This window comes from Thioalkalicoccus limnaeus (assembly GCF_041197575.1).
Classification (GTDB): Bacteria; Pseudomonadota; Gammaproteobacteria; order Chromatiales; family Chromatiaceae; genus Thioalkalicoccus; species Thioalkalicoccus limnaeus.
On the sequence record NZ_JBDKXB010000021.1, the window covers coordinates 20,967 to 38,527 of the forward strand.

Below are 17,561 nucleotides of genomic sequence, written 5' to 3' on the forward strand. Positions count from 1 at the left end.
ATGGCGGTCCGCGATGTCACGGCGACCCACAGTGCGCGCCTGGCGCTGCAAGAGGAACGGGCCGGGATGCAGGAGGGCTACCGCTTTCTCGATGAGAAGCGCCTGATCCTCGCCGCCGAGCTCCTGGCGCAACTGCATCGTTACGAGCGCGATCGTGACCGGCTACGCGAACTCGAGCAGACGGCGCGCGAGGCCCTGATCGCGGCTATCCGGCGCCATGGGCTCGAGGGTTTGAGTCTCCATCCGGCGCCGTCGGAGCTGACCGGCAATCTGGACATGCGATCACGCTCGGTGCTGGGCGTGTCGCTGCGCGAGGTCGAGGGGCTCCGGTGGCACGCAGCGACGCCGGCGCCGCCGGCCATCGACCCGAGTCCCGAGGCCGAGGCGTGCCGGACGGCCTTCGCGGCGCTGCTGCCGGTCGCCGCCGAGCTGGCCGCCACGGGCCGCAACCTCCGGCGACTGCATCGCGAGTATGCCCGGACCGCGCGCCGTGCCCGGGCGCCCGAGGATGTGTTGCTGCCGGAGGTCGATGAGACCCTGCGCGCGGTCGACACCGCGCTCGAGGAGCACGAACGCGAAGAGGCGATCCGCGCGCGTCGGCTGCGTGCCTGAGGCCCGCCGGTGATGCTGGCCGCGATCGAGTCGGCCGACCGATCACACCTGAATCGGTACCGGCTCGACCTTCCAGATCCGCTCGCCGTATTCGCGGATCGCGCGGTCCGACGAGAAGTGGCCGATCCGCGCGACGTTGAGGATCGACATCCGGGTCCAGCGGGCCGAATCCTGAAAGACCTCGTCGATCAGGGTCTGGCAGCTGACATAGGCGCGGAAGTCCGCGAGGACCATGAAGGGATCATGGCGGAGCAGGTTTTCGGTCAACGGACGAAACAGCGTCTTGTCGCCATGAGCGAATAGCCCGGAGTCGATCAGGTCGATGATCGTCGCGAGCTCCGGATCGCCATGATAGATGTCCGACGGCCGATACCCGTCGGCTTGGCGCTGCCGGACCTCGGCCTCGGTCAGACCGAACAGGAAGAAGTTCTCGGGCCCGACCGCGTCGCGGATCTCGATGTTGGCGCCGTCGAGGGTCCCGATGGTCAGGGCGCCGTTCATCGCGAACTTCATGTTACCGGTCCCGGAGGCCTCCTTCCCGGCCAACGAGATCTGCTCGGACAGATCGGCGGCTGGGTACAGCAGCTGTCCGGTCGTCACGTTGAAATCGGGCACGAACACCACGCGAATATGGCCGTTGACCTGCGGGTCGCCATTGACGACCTCGGCCACCGCGTTGATCAGCTTGATGATCAGTTTGGCCATCGCGTAGCTCGGTGCGGCCTTGCCGCCGAACAGGAAAGTCCGCGGTGGCGGCCGGAACTGGGCGTCCTGCTTGATCCGTTGGTAGAGACCGACGATGTGCAACAGATTCAGATGCTGGCGCTTGTATTCGTGAATCCGTTTGGCCTGGACATCGAACAGCGTTTGCGGATCGATCCGCACGCCGGTCTTGGCCGCGAGCCAACGCGCCAGTTGATCCTTGGCGGCCAGCTTGACGCGGCGCCAGTCCTCGTGAAAGCCCTGATCCTCAGCGAGCGATTCCAGCCGGCGCAGCGCGGTCAGATCGCGCATCCAGTCCTCGTTGCCGCAGACGCTGGTGAGCAGGCGCGCCAACCGCCGGTTGCTGACGACGATGAAGCGTCGCGGCGAGACGCCATTCGTCACATTGTGGAAGCGATCCGGCCACAGTTCATGGAAGTCGCGCATGACCGTCGTCTTCAGCAGATCCGTATGCAAGGCCGCGACACCGTTGATCGCAAAGCTGCCGACCGCAGCCAGATGTGCCATACGGACGCGTCGCGTTTCGCCTTCGGCGATCAACGACAAACGGGCGATCCGCGCCTCGTCGGCGAGATACCGCACTCGCACCTCGTCGAGAAAGCGACGGTTGATCTCGTAGATGATCTCGAGCAGCCGCGGCAGCAGTCGCTCGAATAGCTCGATGGGCCAGGTCTCGAGAGCTTCCGGTAACAGCGTGTGATTCGTGAAGGCGAAGGTCCGGTGGGTGATGTCCCAAGCCGGTTCCCAAGCGAGTCCGTGCTCGTCGAGCAGGATCCGCATCAACTCGGCCACGGCGAGGGCCGGGTGGGTGTCATTGAGCTGCGCGACGAACTTGTCGGCGAAGGTGTCGAGCGGCCCGACAGTCGCCAGGTGCAGGCGGACCATGTCCTGGATCGAGCAGGAGACGAAGAAATACTGCTGCTTGAGGCGCAATTCCTTGCCCACCGCCGGTTCGTCATTCGGGTAGAGGACCTTCGAGATGGTCTCCGCCTCGATCTTGGCCTGCACAGCGCGATAGTAGTCGCCGGTGCTGAAGGCCTGGAAGTCGAACGACTCGGTGGCCTGCGCCTTCCACAGCCGCAACAGGTTGGCGTTCGCGACGCCGTAACCGAGGATCGGCGTGTCGTGGGCGACGCCCTCGACGACCAGCCCAGGTATCCAGCGGATCCGTAAACGGCCCTGTTCGTCCTGATAGGGCTCCGTGTGGCCGAAGTAGCGCACCGGGAAGGTGATCTTGGGGCGGGGGATCTCCCAGGGGTTGCCGTTCTTGAGCCAGGTGTCGCTCTTCTCGACCTGCCAGCCATTCTCGATCGCCTGGTCGAAGATGCCGAACTCGTACCGGATGCCGTAGCCGATCGCCGGGATCTGGCCTGTCGCGAGCGAGTCCATGAAGCAGGCGGCCAAACGCCCGAGGCCGCCGTTACCGAGCCCGGGCTCTTCCTCGGTCGCCAGGATCTCACCGAGATCGAGGCCCAATTCCTCGCCGGCCTCGCGTGCCGTCTCGAGGATCCCGAGATTGATCAGGTTGTTGATCAGGTGTGGCCCGAGCAGGTATTCCGCCGATAGATAGCAGAGGGTACGGGCGCCGCTCTCCTTGAAATGCTGGGCGCTTTTCAGCCAGCGTGCCAACAGGCGGTCGCGGACCGTGAAGGCCGCGGCCATGTAGATGTCGTTGGCCGTGGCCACGTCTCGGAAACGGCCCTGAATGTAGAAGAGGTTGTCGACGAAGGCCTGCTTCAGGGCCTCCTTGGTCAGACCGATCCGTGTCGGATCGGTGACCGGCTGACTCGTCTCGGCAGTGACCATCATGACAACCCCTTCCTTCGGTCGCAGTCGTTGCTTCAGTGTGGCCAGGTCCAGTTCGCGAGGTCGGGCGCATCGGTGCCATGTTCGTGCGCATACTGGCGGCACGCGATCTTGTGGTCCTTCAAGCGTTCCTTGACATGGGCGCCGGACACCTGCAACCGCGGCACCCGATTGATCACATCGATCGCCAGGCTGAAGCGATCGATCTCGTTTTCGATCGCCAGCTCGAGCGGCGTATTGATATGGCCTTTCTCCTTGTAGCCGCGCACATGCAGGTTCTTGTGGTTCGTGCGCCGGTAGGCGAGCCGATGGATCAGCCACGGATAGCCATGGAAATTGAAGATGATCGGCTTGTCGACGGTGAACAGGCTGTCGAAATCCCGATCCGATAGGCCGTGCGGGTGTTCACCCTCCGGCTGCATCCGAAACAGATCGACGACGTTGATGAACCGGATGCGCAGATCCGGGAAATACTCGCGCAGCAGCGCCGTCGCCGCAAGCGCCTCCTTGGTCGGGATGTCGCCGCAGCCGACCATGACGACATCGGGTTCACCGCCCTGGTCGTTGCTCGCCCAGTCCCAGATACCGACGCCCTTGGTGCAATGCGTGATCGCCTGGTCCATGTCGAGGTACTGCAGATGCATCTGCTTGTCGGCGACGATCACATTGATGTCGTTGCGGCTGCGCAGGCAGTGGTCGGCGGTGAACAGCAGGCAGTTGACGTCCGGCGGCAGATAGATCCGCGTGACCTCGGGGTTCTTGTTGACGACGACGTCGAGGAAGCCCGGGTCCTGGTGCGTGAAGCCATTGTGGTCCTGGCGCCAGACGGTCGAGGTGATCAACAGGTTGATCGACGAGACCGGCGCGCGCCACGGGATCTCCTCGGAGATCGCGAGCCACTTCGCGTGCTGGTTGTACATCGAGTCGATGACGTGGACGAAGGCCTCGTAGGTCGCGAAGAAGCCGTGGCGGCCGGTCAGCACATAGCCCTCGTACCAACCTTCCAGCGTGTGCTCGGAGAGCATCTCGAGCACGCGGCCGTCGGGGGCGAGCTCGCCGCCATCGGCGTCCTCGGGCAGGTAGTCGGCGAGCCACAACTTCTTGCTCACGGCGTAGATGGCATCGAGTTTGTTCGAGGTGTTCTCGTCGGGGCCGAAGACGCGAAAATTGTCCATGTTCTTGGCCATCACGTCGCGCAAGAAGGCACCGAGCGGCTTGGTGTTCATCGCGCTGACCCGTCCCGGCTGCGCGACGGTCTGCGCGTGCTGGCGGTAGTCTGGCATCCGCAAGGCCCGCCGCAGCAGGCCCCCGTTCGCATGGGGGCTCGCGCTCATCCGCATCAGGCCCTTCGGCGCCAGCGCCTTGAGTTCCGGGATCAGGCGTCCGGCGCGATCGAACAGCTCGTCGGGTCGGTAGCTGCGCAGCCAGTCCTCGAGTTGTCGGATCCGGTCCGGATTGGCGTCGAGATCGGACAGCGGTACCTGGTGGCTGCGCCACGAACCCTCGACCTGCTTGCCACCGACCTCGCGCGGACCGGTCCAGCCCTTCGGCGTCCGCAGCACGATCATCGGCCAATGCGCGCGCGTCGCCTGGCCGCTGGTCCGTGCCCGTTGCTGGATCTCGCGGATCTGGTCGAGACAGCGATCGAGGGTCGCGGCCATCTGCTGATGCATCGCCGCTGGGTCATCGCCTTCGACGAAGTGCGGAACCCAGCCGTACCCCCGCATCAAAGCGGCAAGCTCGTCGCGTGGGATCCGCGCGAGCAAGGTCGGGTTGTTGATCTTGTACCCGTTCAGATGCAGGATCGGCAGCACCGCACCATCGCGGATCGGATTCAGGAACTTGTTCGAATGCCACGAGGTCGCGAGCGGGCCAGTCTCGGCCTCGCCGTCACCGACGACGACGGCGACCAGCAGGCGCGGGTTGTCGAAGGCGGCGCCGAATGCGTGTGAGATCGAATAGCCGAGCTCGCCGCCTTCGTGTATCGACCCCGGCGTCTCGGGCGTGCAGTGACTGCCGATCCCGCCCGGGAACGAGAACTGCTTGAAGAAGGACGTGAGCCCGTCCTCATCCTCGCTCGTGTTCGGGTAGATCTCCGAATAGGTCCCCTCCAGATAGACGGGCGCGAGCACGCCCGGTGCGCCATGGCCCGGACCGGCGATGAAGATGGCCTCTTGGTGGCGCTCGGTGATGATCCGGTTCAGATGGACATAGGCGAAGGACAGGCCGGGGCTGGCCCCCCAGTGGCCGAGCAGGCGCTGCTTGATGTGCTCGCGTCGCAGGGGCTCGCGCAACAGCGGGTTGTCGCGCAGATAGATCATGCCGGCGGCCAGGTAGTTGCAGGCCCGCCAGTAGGCGTCCATCGCGGCGATTCGTTCGGAGGACAGCGGGGTGCGGTTGTCCGCGGACAGGGAGAGGGCGTTATCCATGGTGTCTCCTCCAATGGTTGGTGGTACGGTACCCGACGCCGGAACCAGCTACCAGGCCTCGCGCGAAAGCCGGCTGGCTCGCATCCATCGTCTGTTCCTGCCCCTTTCTGAGGCCCACCTCGTCCCATGGTTCCGACGCCGACGGGTCACTCGGCTTGGCGTGCCGCGATTCTTCGTCGATCTTGGTGTGCGGCCCGCTCGATCGCCCACACGCGGGTGGCCATCTCGAGGAACTCGGCCGGATTGGCCGGCGCCGTTTCCAGTGGCGGCTGACCGAGGAACCGCCAGGCGCGCAGCAGGGCCGGGAGCGGATCGCGCGGATCCAGCGGGTGAGCGGCGTCGGATTTGCTCAGTTTTCGCCCAGTTGCATCGAGCACGAGCGGCAGATGGGCATAGCGGGGGGAGGGCGCGCCCAACAGATGTTGGAGATGGATCTGCCGCGGCGTCGAGGCGATCAGGTCGGCCCCGCGCACGATATCGGTGATGCCCTGCCAGGCGTCGTCGACGACGACCGCCAATTGATACGCATGCACCCCGTCAGCGCGGCGCACGACGAAGTCACCGACGGCGGTCGCGATCCTCTGCGCACGATGTCCTTGAACCCGATCGACGAAGGCGACCTCGTCGTTGTCGGTACCCACGCGCCAGGCGCGCGCCGTTCGCCCCGGCGGCAGGCCAGCGCGGCAGGTGCCGGGGTAGACCGGTCCTTCGATGCCGGCGAGCCCGTGCGCCGCGATCTCCTTGCGGCTGCACGCACAGGGGTAGGCCAGACCCTGCTCGATCAACCGATCGAGCGCTGCGGCATAGGCCGCGGTGCGCTGGCTCTGGTAGTGGACCGAGCCATCCCAATGCAGGCCGCAGGCATCGAGCGCCGAGAGGATCGCATCGGCGACGCCGGACACCGTGCGCAGCGGGTCGAGATCCTCGATGCGCACCAGCCATTCGCCGCCCCGGCTTCGCGCGTCCAGAAAGCTGCCCAAGGCAGCGACGAGCGAACCGAGATGCAGCAGCCCCGTCGGCGACGGGGCGAACCGGCCGCGATACCGGGGCGGGGCGTCAGCCGCGCTGCCGCTCCCGGATCTCGTCGAGGGTTTTGCAATCGATGCACAGGGTAGCCGTTGGCCTGGCCTCGAGTCGGCGGATACCGATCTCGACGCCGCACCCCTCGCAATAACCGTAGTCATGGGTCTCGAGCCGGTCGAGGGCCTCGTCGATCTTCTTGATCAGCTTGCGCTCGCGATCCCGGGCGCGCAACTCCAGACTGAACTCGGATTCCTGCGTTGCACGATCGTTCGGGTCCGGGAAATTGGTCGCGTCATCCTGCATGTGGTGTACGGTGCGATCGACCTCCTCCATCAGGCTGAGCTTCCAGGCCAGCAGGATCTGACGGAAATGCTCCTCCTGTCGTGGATTCATGTAGTCCTCGTCTGGGGTCGCCCCGTAGGGCGCGAAACCGAACGCCTTGGCGCCTTGCCTGTCCGTTGCCACCATCGCTGTCCTCCCGCATGGCTCTGTTAAGTGTCTGCCGGACCCCGTTCGGGGCGGGCGATCGTCAAGGGCAGCGCTTCTTACCAGATGCCTCGCGGATCGGCAACCCTTTTCGCGTATCCGGCATCGGCGATCCATCGAACTTCGGATCCGGGGCCGGGGCCGGGGGCGCTGGCGCCCAGCTTGCGGGAGGCGCCGGACTCCCGCGTCCGGCACGCCTCGACGATCGTGTCCTGTCGGCGCTGCGCGATCGCTATCCGGTCCGTACGGCGATCGAGGCATGGACCGCCTGTGGTCGTGGCTGGTGGCGGCTCCCGCGCGGATCACCGACGCGGTTTCGGCGGCGCCCGTGGGTCGGCGACGGAGAGGGGTGCCCGAGGCCGTCGTCGACCGAGGCGGTCGAGCGCCGCTAGCAAGGATGCGATGGCTCGGTTACCCTGGTTCGGTCGTGGCGCCCCTGATCGAGGGAACGGGTCCGCCTCTCGGACTGCGTGAGCCTTGGGTCCGATGGCCGGTTCCGGGTCGCCTTGTCACGGACCCGCCGGGCACGCGTTCACGCCAGCCGGCTTATCATCTCGAGCCTTCGATCGGCCGGTCGGGAGTCGACCGTCGGCGCCTGCCGTGACCGTCATGCCTTCATCTGACTTAAGGACAGGACACCCGTGGACCCGAGCTTCGTTCATCTTCATCTGCACTCCGAGTACTCGCTGGTCGATGGCCTGATCCGGATCAAGCCCCTGGTCAAGGCCGCAGCGCAGGCCGGGATGCCGGCGGTGGCGGTGACGGATCAGGGCAATCTGTTTGCGCTGGTGCGCTTCTACCGCGCGGCGGTCGCCGCCGGCGTGAAGCCGATCGCCGGGGCGGAGCTGTGGCTGCGCAACGCCTCGGACCCGCAGCAGCCGCATCGGCTGGTCCTGCTGGTCAAGGACCGAACGGGGTATCGCAACCTGATGCGGCTGGTCTCGCGTGGCTATCTGGAGGGGCAGCACCTCGGCCTCCCGCAGGTCGAGCCGGACTGGGTGGCGCAGGTCAACGAGGGCCTGATCGCGCTGTCGGGCGGCGTCGAGGGGGACATCGCGCGGGCGGCGCTGGCCGGGCAACAGCGGGAGGCCGAGCGGCTGCTCGAGCAATGGCTGGCGATCTTCGGCGACCGCTTCTATCTGGAACTGACGCGCACCGGCCGCGACGGCGAGCCCGAGTGGATGCTGTCCGGCACCGAACTGGCTGCGGCCAAGGGGGTGCCCGTCGTTGCGACGAACGATGTACGGTTTCTCCAACCTAACGACTTCGAGGCCCACGAGGCGCGTGTCTGTATCCACGACGGGCGCACACTCAACGATCCGCGCCGGCCGCGCCGTTACAGCCCCGAACAGTATCTGCGTGCGCCCTCGGAGATGGCCGAGCTCTTCGCCGACCTCCCGGAGGCGCTCGACAATGCCGTCGAAATCGCCAAGCGCTGCAATCTCGAATTGGAGTTGGGCCGCAGCGTCCTACCGGCCTTTCCGGTCCCGACGGGTCAGACCCTCGACGAGGTCTTCGCGGAGCGCTCGCGCGCCGGGCTTCAGTGGCGCCTGTCACGTTTCCTCGACCCGGCGGCACCGGATGCCGCCGCGCGCCGGCGCCTCTACGACGAGCGGCTCGAACTCGAGTTGCGCGTGATCACGCAGATGGGCTTTCCCGGTTACTTCCTGATCGTTGCCGACTTCATCCAGTGGGCGAAGGACAATGGGATCCCGGTCGGTCCCGGGCGTGGCTCCGGCGCCGGTTCGCTGGTCGCTTATGCACTCAAGATCACGGACCTGGATCCGCTCGAGCACGATCTGCTGTTCGAACGCTTCTTGAACCCGGAGCGGGTGTCGATGCCCGACTTCGATGTCGATTTCTGCATGGAGGGCCGCGACCGCGTCATCGACTATGTCGCCCAGCGCTACGGGCGCCACGCCGTGTCGCAGATCATCACGTTCGGCACCATGGCGGCGAAGGCCGTGGTCCGCGACGTCGGCCGGGTCCTCGGGCACCCGTACGGTTTCGTCGACAAGGTCGCGAAGATGGTGCCCTTCGAGCTGGGCATGACGCTGGAGAAGGCGCTGGCCGAGAGCGATGACCTGAAACGGGCCTACGCGGATGACGAGGAGATACGCGGCTTGATCGACCTGGCGCGCAAGCTCGAGGGTCTGGCCCGCAACGCCGGCAAACACGCGGGTGGCGTCGTGATCGCGCCGACGGACCTGACCGATTTCGCACCGCTCTACTGCGAGCCGGGCGGCGTCAACCTGGTGACCCAGTACGATAAGGACGACGTCGAACAGGTCGGGCTGGTCAAGTTCGATTTCCTCGGCCTTCGCACGCTGACCATCATCGACTGGACCCTGAAGACGATCAACGCCGGGCGTCTCGCGCGCGGCGAGGCGCCGATCGAGATCGATCGGATCGATGCGAGCGATGCGAAGGCCTTCGCGCTGCTCAAGCGCTGCGAGACGACGGCCGTGTTCCAGCTCGAATCGCGCGGCATGAAGGAGCTGATCAAGAAGCTCAAGCCCGACAGTTTCGACGACATGACGGCCCTGGTCGCGCTCTTTCGTCCGGGGCCGCTGCAATCCGGCATGGTCGACGACTTCATCGCCCGCAAGCATGGCGAGGCGGAGGTCGTCTATCCGCACCCGGCACTGGAACCGATCCTCAAGCCGACTTATGGCGTGATCCTGTATCAGGAGCAGGTGATGCAGATCGCCCAGGTCCTGGCCGGCTATTCACTCGGCGGAGCCGACCTTCTGCGCCGCGCGATGGGCAAGAAGAAGGCCGAGGAGATGGACAAGCAACGGACCGTCTTCGAGCAGGGCGCCGTGGCCCGCGGGGTCCCGGCCGCGATCGCGACGCACATCTTCGATCTGATGGCGAAGTTCGCCGGCTATGGCTTCAACAAGTCGCACTCGGCCGCCTATGCGCTGGTCTCCTACCAGACCCTGTGGCTCAAGGCCCATTACCCGGCCGCCTTCATGGCTGCGGTCTTGAGCGCCGACATGGACAATACCGACAAGGTCGTCGCCCTGATCGACGAATGCCGCGCGATGGGCTTGGCCGTCGTGCCGCCCAGCATCAATGGCTCGGCCTACCGTTTTACCATTGCTGATGAGCGAACCGTCGTTTATGGGCTCGGTGCGATCAAGGGCGTCGGCGAAGCGGCGATCGACGCGCTGCTTGCCGCACGCCATGACCAGGAACCGTTCGCGGACATCTGGGATCTGTGTCGGCGCATCGAGCTGCAGAAGGTCAACCGGCGGGTGCTCGAAGCGCTGATCCGTGCCGGAGCCCTCGATGGCCTGGGGCCGAATCGGGCGACCCTGATGGCGCAACTGCCGCTGGCGTTGAAGCTCGCCGAGCAGTACCACGCAACCCGGGCGGCTGGCCAGGTCGATCTGTTCGGGGCCGTCGAGGTGAGTCAGGCACCGGGGCCCGATCCGCAGTTGTTGCAGAATCAAGAAGAAGAATGGGAGGAGGAGCAGGTCCTGCTGGGCGAGAAGGAGACCCTGGGCCTGTACCTGACGGGCCACCCGATAGACCGCTACGAGGCCGAGATCAAGGCGATCTGCCGCCGCCGCATCGCTGCGTTGCTCGAGCTCGATCGGCAGCGTAACGACCGGGAACGCCGGACCGTCGTCGGGCTGGTGGTCAGTGTGCGCCAAGGCAAGAGCGTGCGCGGCCGGCTCGGATCGGTTCTGCTCGACGATCGCACCGGGCGGATCGAGGTGACCTGCTTCTCCGAGCTGTTCGAGCGCGTGCGTGAACGTCTGGTGCCCGATGCGATCCTCGCGGTGACCGGGACACTGAGCTTCGATGACTATCGGGACAGCTGGTCGCTACGCGCCGACGAGGTCCAGACCCTCGAAGAGGCGCGTGCATCGCTTGCCGATCATCTTGCGTTGACGCTCGACCTGTCGGATGCGCAGGCCCACGATGGAGGGCCGGCGACCATCGATCGACTCCACGAGATCCTGGCGACCTACCGCGGAGACGGGTTGCCGATCCGTTTGACCTATCGCTGCCCAACGGCCGAAGGGGCCCTGCGGTTCGCCGAGGATTGGCGTGTCCAACCGACCGACGCGTTGCTCAAAAGGCTGCGTCAACTGCTCGGAGCCGATGGCGTCCGGGTCATCTATGACCGCGCGCCGGTGGCCCACATGCCCAACACGGGGGCACGCCCCGCTTTCGCCGCGGCCTCGTCGTGATCCTGGTGCCATGGCCAGGGCCGGGCGAGGCGACTCGGCCGCGCCGGGCGGCTGACGGCGCGGCTCGATCTCGTCAACGCCCCGCGACCTGATCCTCGCTGGCCTGACGGAACCAACCCAGCACCTGGTCGAGATGGCCGTGGCCATAGGTTTGCACGAAGCGCCGCGTCTCTTCTTGGTTCCGGTCACCGAGCACGCGGATGCGCTCTTCGATGAAGTCGCGGGTCAAAGGAATGCCGCACTTTTTTTCGATGCAGTACCGCCAGCTTGGATAATCAGACGGCAGTAGCTCGGCGGCGTAACGGTCGATGGGATTCTTCATGGTCTCAGTGCGCCTCGGCATCACGCGTCCAAATTGGGAAGGGGTCAGGGTAGTGGCGCCAGGTATCCGGCCCGGCGCGCCATTCGTCGTCATCGAGCAGGCAGGCATCGAGTCGGGTACGGATCGCCTCGGGCTCGAGAAACTGGCCGATGAACACGATCTCCTGGCGGCGATCGCCATAGGGTCCGACCATCTCGGACTCGATCCTCTCTCGCGCCTCCGAATCGGTCGGCCAGTGTGCCTCGGGGACGGCCGACCACCACCATCCGGCTGGCCCGTGGTAAACGAGCCCGCCGGCTTGCGACCATTGACCGGCGAGGTCGTGGCGGGACGCAAGCCAGAAGAAACCCTTGGAGCGCAAAACGTCGCCCGGCCAATCCTGTTGCATCGCCGCGAGAAAACGCTGTGGATGGAAGGGCCGCCGGGCGCGATAGACAAAGCTCGAGATGCCGTACTCCTCGGTCTCCGGCGTCGCCTGGCCCCGCAGCGTCTGGAGCCAGCCCGGCGCCTGCGCGGCGCGCGAGAAATCGAACAATCCCGTGTTCAGGACCGCGTCGACCGGCACCTGTCCGTACCGCGCCGGAACGATCCGGGCCGTGCGATTGAGCTGGCGGATCGCATGGGTCAAGCGTTCGCGTTCGGCGGTCGTGACCAAATCGAGCTTGTTCAGAATGATCACATCGGCGAATTCGACCTGATCGACGAGCAACTCGGCGACCGACCTGTGATCGCCTTCGCCGAGAGATTCACCGCGGTCGGCGAGGGCCTCCGCCTCGGCGAGATCCTTCGGGAAGTTCACCGCGTCCACGACCGTGACCATGGTGTCCAAGCGCGCGAGATCCGACAAGCTGACCCCGTCCTCGTCGCGGAAGGTGAAGGTCTCGGCCACCGGCAGAGGCTCCGAGATGCCGGTGGATTCGATCACCAGATAATCGAAGCGCCCGGCGCGCGCCAGATCCGCGACCTCGGACAAGAGGTCCTCGCGCAGCGTGCAGCAGATACAGCCGTTCGACATCGTGACCAGCTTTTCCTCGGCGCGGTTCAGTGCGACCTCCTTGTCGATCAGATCGGCATCGATATTGACCTCGGACATGTCGTTGACGATCACCGCGACGCGTTTCCCGTCACGGTTGTTCAGCAGATGGTTCAGCAGGGTCGTCTTGCCGGCCCCGAGGAAACCGGAGATCACGGTGACTGGCAGCGACTGTGGCTGAGGTTCGGCGGTTGACATGGCGAGACTCCTGACCTTGTGCGATCGACCTCGGCGGCGAGCATCGCGGCCAAACGAAGCACGCATCGCGTGAATCGAATGAACGAACGTTACGTTATAACGTTATGGCGACGCCGTTGGCGAAACCAAGAGTCGACCTCTTCAGCGGGGCACCTGGGGTGGCGTGAAAGCGTCTCGCCGGGCCGAACAAGCTGGCGCCGCGTCGCGCGCGAGGTGCCAAACCCGCACCTAACGCCTATCCTTTGCGTCCTCCTGTTGCAATGCCCGCAGGCAGAACAGGCACAGGCAGTCGTCGTACTGGTGGGCGATCAGGTCGGCGACCCGTTCGCTCAGAGACACGGTCATGCATTCGCAGTGCATCACGCGGTTGGCCATGCAGACGAAAAGGCGCCCGCACCGGGGGCACTGCTTGGTCTCGTGCTTCGGGATCCAGGCGTCGGGCATCATGATTCAGTCTGCCGGGCGGATGCCGGCAAGGCTGCGAAGCGCCGTTCGGCGTGCCGTCTCGATGAAGTCGTCGAGATACGGGAAACCCTGGGTTTCCGCGCGTCGCGCCGCGAACAGCGTGGTCCAGACACCGTCGCGTCCAAGGGCCGCTGTCGCGATCTGTTTGTTGTCGACGGCCGATGCCATGACCCAGTTCGGCAAGGCCGCGACGCCCCGGCCGCTTTTGATCAATTCCAGGATCATCAGCGACAGCTCTGTCGTTCGCACGCCGGCCGGCATGATCCCGGCCGGGGTCAGGAAGCGGCTGAATACGTCCAGGCGAGTGGGTGCGACCGGGTAGGTGATCAGGCATTCGTCCCGAAGGTCCGCCGGTTCGAGGTGCGCTCGGCCGGCCAGCGGATGAGACAGGTGGAGCGCCGCGCGCACCTCGTAGCGAAACAAAGGTTCGAACAGGAGCGCGGTATCGGCGATCGGATCGGAGGTGATGACCAGATCCACACGACCTTCGACAACGGCGGGCAGCGCATCGAAACGCATGCTCAAATCCAGCTCGACCTCCGGCCAATCCCGGCGGTAGCCGTCGATCGCCGGGAGCAGCCAATCGAAGCAGCTATGGCACTCGAGCGCGATGTGCAGGCGACCGGCCGCGCCCGTCGCGAGTCGCATCAGCTCGGACTCGACGCGCGCGACCTCCGGTAGGACCTGCCGCGCCAACGCCAGCAGGCGCACCCCGGCCGGGGTCAGGTGCAGCGGCCGGCTCTTGCGCTCGAAGAGCACCAGGCCGAAATGCCGTTCGATCGAGCGTATCTGGTGTGACAGCGCCGATTGGGTCAAATGCAAACGGGCGGCGGCGTTCGTCAGTGAACCAGTCTCGCACAGTTCGGCGAGGGTTCGCAGGTGTTTGATCTCGAGAAACATGAATTTTCTTCACGATCACCTGAAAAAACATCCATTTCTTGATAAAACAGCATAGGGCGATAATCGCCGCGACACAAACGAAAGATCTCGGGAGTCGCCATGACGATCGCTCACAACCTTGGTTTTCCGCGGATCGGCGTCGGCCGCGAATTGAAATGGGCCTTGGAGTCGTACTGGGCGGGGAAGACCACGCAAGCTGATCTGCTGACCACAGCGGCCAACCTACGCGCCCAGCACTGGCAGCTCCAGCGCGCAGCCGGTCTGGAGCAGGTCCCGGTCGGGGAATTCTCGTTCTACGATCAAGTGCTCGATCACAGCCTGATGTTCGGTGTCGTGCCGCCCCGTTTCGGCGAATCGAGCGAGCGCATCGGTTTGGACACCTACTTCAGGATGGCCCGGGGCCGCGCCCCGTCCGGCGAACCGGCGGCGGCGTGCGAGATGACCAAGTGGTTCGATACCAATTACCACTACATCGTGCCCGAGCTGCAACCGGACCAGCGATTTCGTCTCGCGAGCGACAAGCTCTTCGCCGAGGTCGCCGAGGCCCAGGCGCAGGGGTTCTCGCCGCGCCCGGTCTTGATCGGACCCCTGACTTACCTCTGGTTGGCCAAGACCAAGGGGGGCGACTTCGATCGACTGAAGCTGCTCGATCCCTTGGTCGGGGTCTATCAGGAAATCCTGGCGAGATTGAACGAGCAAGGCGTCGACTGGGTCCAGATCGACGAGCCGATTCTGGTGTTGGATCTGCCGACCGAGTGGCTCCGGATGTTCGAAGGGTCCTATGGCCGCCTGGCAGGGAACCGACCCCGGCTGTTACTGACGACCTATTTCGGCGCGCTGGAGGGCAGTCTGCATGTCGCCTGTCATCTGCCGGTCGATGGTCTCCATGTCGACTTGGTTCGCGCCCCCGGACAGCTCGAGCCGGTGCTCGCCAAGCTACCGGGTCATAAAGTCCTGTCGGTCGGCGTCGTCGATGGCCGCAACATCTGGCGCACCGACCTGACCCAAGAGCTTGATCGGCTCGAACCGCTGCGCGAGCGCCTCGGCGAGCGCCTGTGGGTCGCCCCGTCCTGTTCGTTGCTGCATGTGCCCGTCGATCTGGCGCGCGAGGAGCGTTTGGACAGGGGCATCCGTTCCTGGTTGGCGTTCGCGGCGCAGAAGGTCGCCGAGGTCGCCGTGCTATGCCGAGCGCTCGATCAAGGCCGTGACGCGGTGGCCGAGGTCCTCGCCGACAGCGATCGGGCCGCGCAGTCTCGCCGTACCTCGCCGGACATCAACCGGGCCGAGGTGCGCAAGCGGGTATCCGAGCTTGGCGCCGACGCGGCTCGCCGGCGCAGCTCGTATTCGGAGCGGGCCAAGGCCCAGCGCGAACGTTACCCTCTGCCGCTGTACCCGACGACGACCATCGGTTCCTTTCCGCAAACGGCCGAGCTGCGAGTTGCCCGACGTGATTTCAAAAATGGTCGCTTGGACGCCGCTTCCTACGAAACCGTCCTGCGCGAGCGCATTGCCCACGACGTGCAGGTGCAGGAGCGCTGGGGACTCGACGTACTGGTGCATGGGGAGGCCGAGCGCAACGACATGGTCGAGTATTTCGGCGAGCAACTCGATGGCTTCGCGTTCAGCCGTAACGGTTGGGTCCAGTCCTACGGCTCGCGTTGCGTGAAGCCGCCGATCATCTACGGTGACGTGGCCCGCCCCGGACCCATGACGGTCGCCTGGACGACCTATGCCCAGTCCTTGACCGAGCGTCCGATGAAAGGGATGCTGACCGGCCCGGTGACCATGCTCCAATGGTCCTTTGCTCGGGATGACCTCGACCGCGACGAGATTGCGATGCAGATTGCGCTGGCGTTGCGCGACGAGGTCATCGACCTCGAGAAGGCCGGCATCGGGATCATCCAGATCGACGAACCGGCCTTCCGCGAGGGCTTGCCGCTGCGCCGCGCCGCGTGGCGGGATTACCTCGACTGGGCGACACGGGCGTTTCGCGTCTCCGCGGGCGGGGTCGCCGACAGCACGCAGATACACACGCACATGTGTTACTCCGAATTCAACGACATCATGACCGCGATCGCCGAGCTCGATGCCGACGTGATCACGATCGAGACGGCCCGCTCCGACATGGAGCTGCTGGAGGCCTTCTCGGACTTCGACTATCCGAACGAGATCGGGCCGGGGGTCTATGACATCCATTCGCCGAACGTTCCAGCCACCGAAGAGATCGTGGGGCGAGTCGTCAAGGCGACGCGAAGCATCCCGGCCGAACGGCTGTGGATCAATCCGGACTGCGGGCTCAAGACGCGTGGTTGGAAGGAGGTCGAGGCCTCGCTGCGCAACATGGTCGGCGCCGCGCGGCTGTTGCGGGACGCGAGCGGTCAACCGCGAGAAACAGCCGATGCCGAAAGGACTCCGCACTCACCCGTGCCGATGGACAGGCCCATCGTCTCTTTAACCGCCGACGGGTAGGGCGATCGGATGACGAGTGTCCCGCGGCAAGGCCAGTCGGGTCACCCGCCCGACGAGCGTGGTTGCATCGGGATCCTGGTTGCGCTCGGCCTCGAGGCCGGGGCGCTGCGCGACCGATTGGCCGATGTCCGGCGCAGTCGCCGCATGGGTCTGCGGGTCGATCAGGGGTGGCTCTCGGGGCGGCAGCTGGTCGTCTTGCACGGGGGTGTCGGCCGCGAGGCGGCTCGCCGCGGAGCGGAGGTCTTGCTCGCCGAGTATCGCCCCGATTGGCTGATCTCGGCGGGTGTCGCCGGGGGGCTGCGCGAGGGTCTGGTCCGAGGGGATCTGGTTCTCGCGGACGCCGTCGTCGGCGGTGGTATCGAGATCCCGCTGCCTGGCCTGCGCGATGCGTCGCGCGCGGCCCTCGTGGCCGCCGGTTCGACGATGCATCGTGGCAAACTGTTGACGATGGATCGGCCGATCGGCTGCCCGGCGGAGAAGCGCGCGCTGGGCGCCGAGCACGACGCCTTGGCGGTCGATATGGAGACCCTGGCCGTCGCGCAGGTCTGCGCCCGCGAACAGGTGCCCCTGCTGTCGCTGCGTGCGATCAGCGACGCCGTCGACGAGGCGTTGCCGGCCGAGATCCTGGCGCTGTTCGATCCCGAGTCCGGTGCGATGCGGGTGAGGACCGCGCTGGCCGCGGTGCTCGCTCGTCCCCGCTGCGTGCTGGACCTCTATCGGCTCGGACAAAAGGTGCGTGCGGCATCGGAACACCTGGCGGGTGGGCTCGAGTGCCTGATCGGGGAGTTGGATCGTCAGGAAAGCGCAGAAGGATTCGGCGCTTCTACGGCTCCCTAATCGCCCCCGAGCCGCGCCTCGCGTTTGGCTGCACAGAGCCCCTGGTTCCGCTG

The 17,561-nt window shown here is 65.7% G+C and carries 13 protein-coding genes; 5 read left to right on the forward strand and 8 right to left on the reverse strand.

Annotated elements, in window-relative coordinates; all coding sequences use genetic code 11:
* The gene (locus tag ABC977_RS13605; protein ID WP_369667811.1) at positions 1-612 is read left to right on the forward strand and encodes a V-type ATP synthase subunit D; all 612 of its coding nucleotides are present in this window, start codon (positions 1-3) and stop codon (positions 610-612) included.
* Between the two features lie 42 nt (positions 613-654).
* On the opposite strand, the gene ABC977_RS13610 is transcribed toward ABC977_RS13605, so the two are convergent.
* From ABC977_RS13610 to dksA, 4 genes are all read right to left on the reverse strand, one after another.
* Complete coding sequence (locus tag ABC977_RS13610) at positions 655-3,141, reverse strand: glycogen/starch/alpha-glucan phosphorylase (protein ID WP_369667847.1); 2,487 nt, start codon at positions 3,139-3,141, stop codon at positions 655-657.
* A gap of 35 nt (positions 3,142-3,176) precedes the next feature.
* Complete coding sequence (locus ABC977_RS13615; protein WP_369667812.1) at positions 3,177-5,570, reverse strand: phosphoketolase family protein; 2,394 nt, start codon at positions 5,568-5,570, stop codon at positions 3,177-3,179.
* A 146-nt stretch (positions 5,571-5,716) separates the two neighbouring features.
* Entirely contained in the window at positions 5,717-6,742 is a 1,026-nt protein-coding gene (gene gluQRS / locus ABC977_RS13620) for a tRNA glutamyl-Q(34) synthetase GluQRS (RefSeq protein ID WP_439849192.1), read from the reverse strand.
* Positions 6,627-7,061 (reverse strand): RNA polymerase-binding protein DksA, encoded by a 435-nt coding sequence (gene dksA / locus ABC977_RS13625; protein ID WP_369667813.1) that lies wholly within the window; start codon positions 7,059-7,061, stop codon positions 6,627-6,629. Before dksA ends, gluQRS begins: the two co-directional genes overlap by 116 nt.
* 14 nt (positions 7,062-7,075) lie before the next feature.
* On the opposite strand from dksA, the gene ABC977_RS13630 reads away from it, so the two are divergent.
* Positions 7,076-7,471: a hypothetical protein gene (locus ABC977_RS13630; RefSeq protein ID WP_369667814.1), complete on the forward strand. Its 396-nt coding sequence runs from the start codon at positions 7,076-7,078 to the stop codon at positions 7,469-7,471.
* 249 nt (positions 7,472-7,720) lie between these two features.
* Positions 7,721-11,284, forward strand: a complete 3,564-nt coding sequence (dnaE, locus tag ABC977_RS13635; RefSeq protein WP_369667815.1) for a DNA polymerase III subunit alpha — start codon at positions 7,721-7,723, stop codon at positions 11,282-11,284.
* Between the two features lie 73 nt (positions 11,285-11,357).
* Here dnaE and ABC977_RS13640 read toward each other — a convergent pair whose 3' ends face one another.
* The 4 genes from ABC977_RS13640 to ABC977_RS13655 all read right to left on the reverse strand — a co-directional run bounded on the left by ABC977_RS13640 (position 11,358) and on the right by ABC977_RS13655 (position 14,202).
* The gene (locus ABC977_RS13640) at positions 11,358-11,606 is read right to left on the reverse strand and encodes a hypothetical protein (RefSeq protein ID WP_369667816.1); all 249 of its coding nucleotides are present in this window, start codon (positions 11,604-11,606) and stop codon (positions 11,358-11,360) included.
* A gap of 4 nt (positions 11,607-11,610) precedes the next feature.
* Positions 11,611-12,837, reverse strand: coding sequence for a zinc metallochaperone GTPase ZigA (gene zigA / locus ABC977_RS13645; protein ID WP_369667817.1), 1,227 nt, complete (start codon positions 12,835-12,837; stop codon positions 11,611-11,613).
* Positions 12,838-13,065: 228 nt separating this feature from the next.
* Complete coding sequence (locus ABC977_RS13650) at positions 13,066-13,284, reverse strand: cysteine-rich CWC family protein (protein ID WP_369667818.1); 219 nt, start codon at positions 13,282-13,284, stop codon at positions 13,066-13,068.
* A 3-nt stretch (positions 13,285-13,287) separates the two neighbouring features.
* Entirely contained in the window at positions 13,288-14,202 is a 915-nt protein-coding gene (locus ABC977_RS13655) for a LysR family transcriptional regulator (RefSeq protein WP_369667819.1), read from the reverse strand.
* Positions 14,203-14,301: 99 nt separating this feature from the next.
* Between ABC977_RS13655 and metE the strand changes: the two genes are divergently transcribed.
* Positions 14,302-16,671: a 5-methyltetrahydropteroyltriglutamate--homocysteine S-methyltransferase gene (gene metE, locus ABC977_RS13660; protein ID WP_369667820.1), complete on the forward strand. Its 2,370-nt coding sequence runs from the start codon at positions 14,302-14,304 to the stop codon at positions 16,669-16,671.
* A gap of 9 nt (positions 16,672-16,680) precedes the next feature.
* On the forward strand, positions 16,681-17,508 hold the full coding sequence (locus tag ABC977_RS13665) for a phosphorylase family protein (protein WP_369667821.1): 828 nt from the start codon (positions 16,681-16,683) through the stop codon (positions 17,506-17,508).
* Positions 17,509-17,561: the final 53 nt, after the last annotated feature.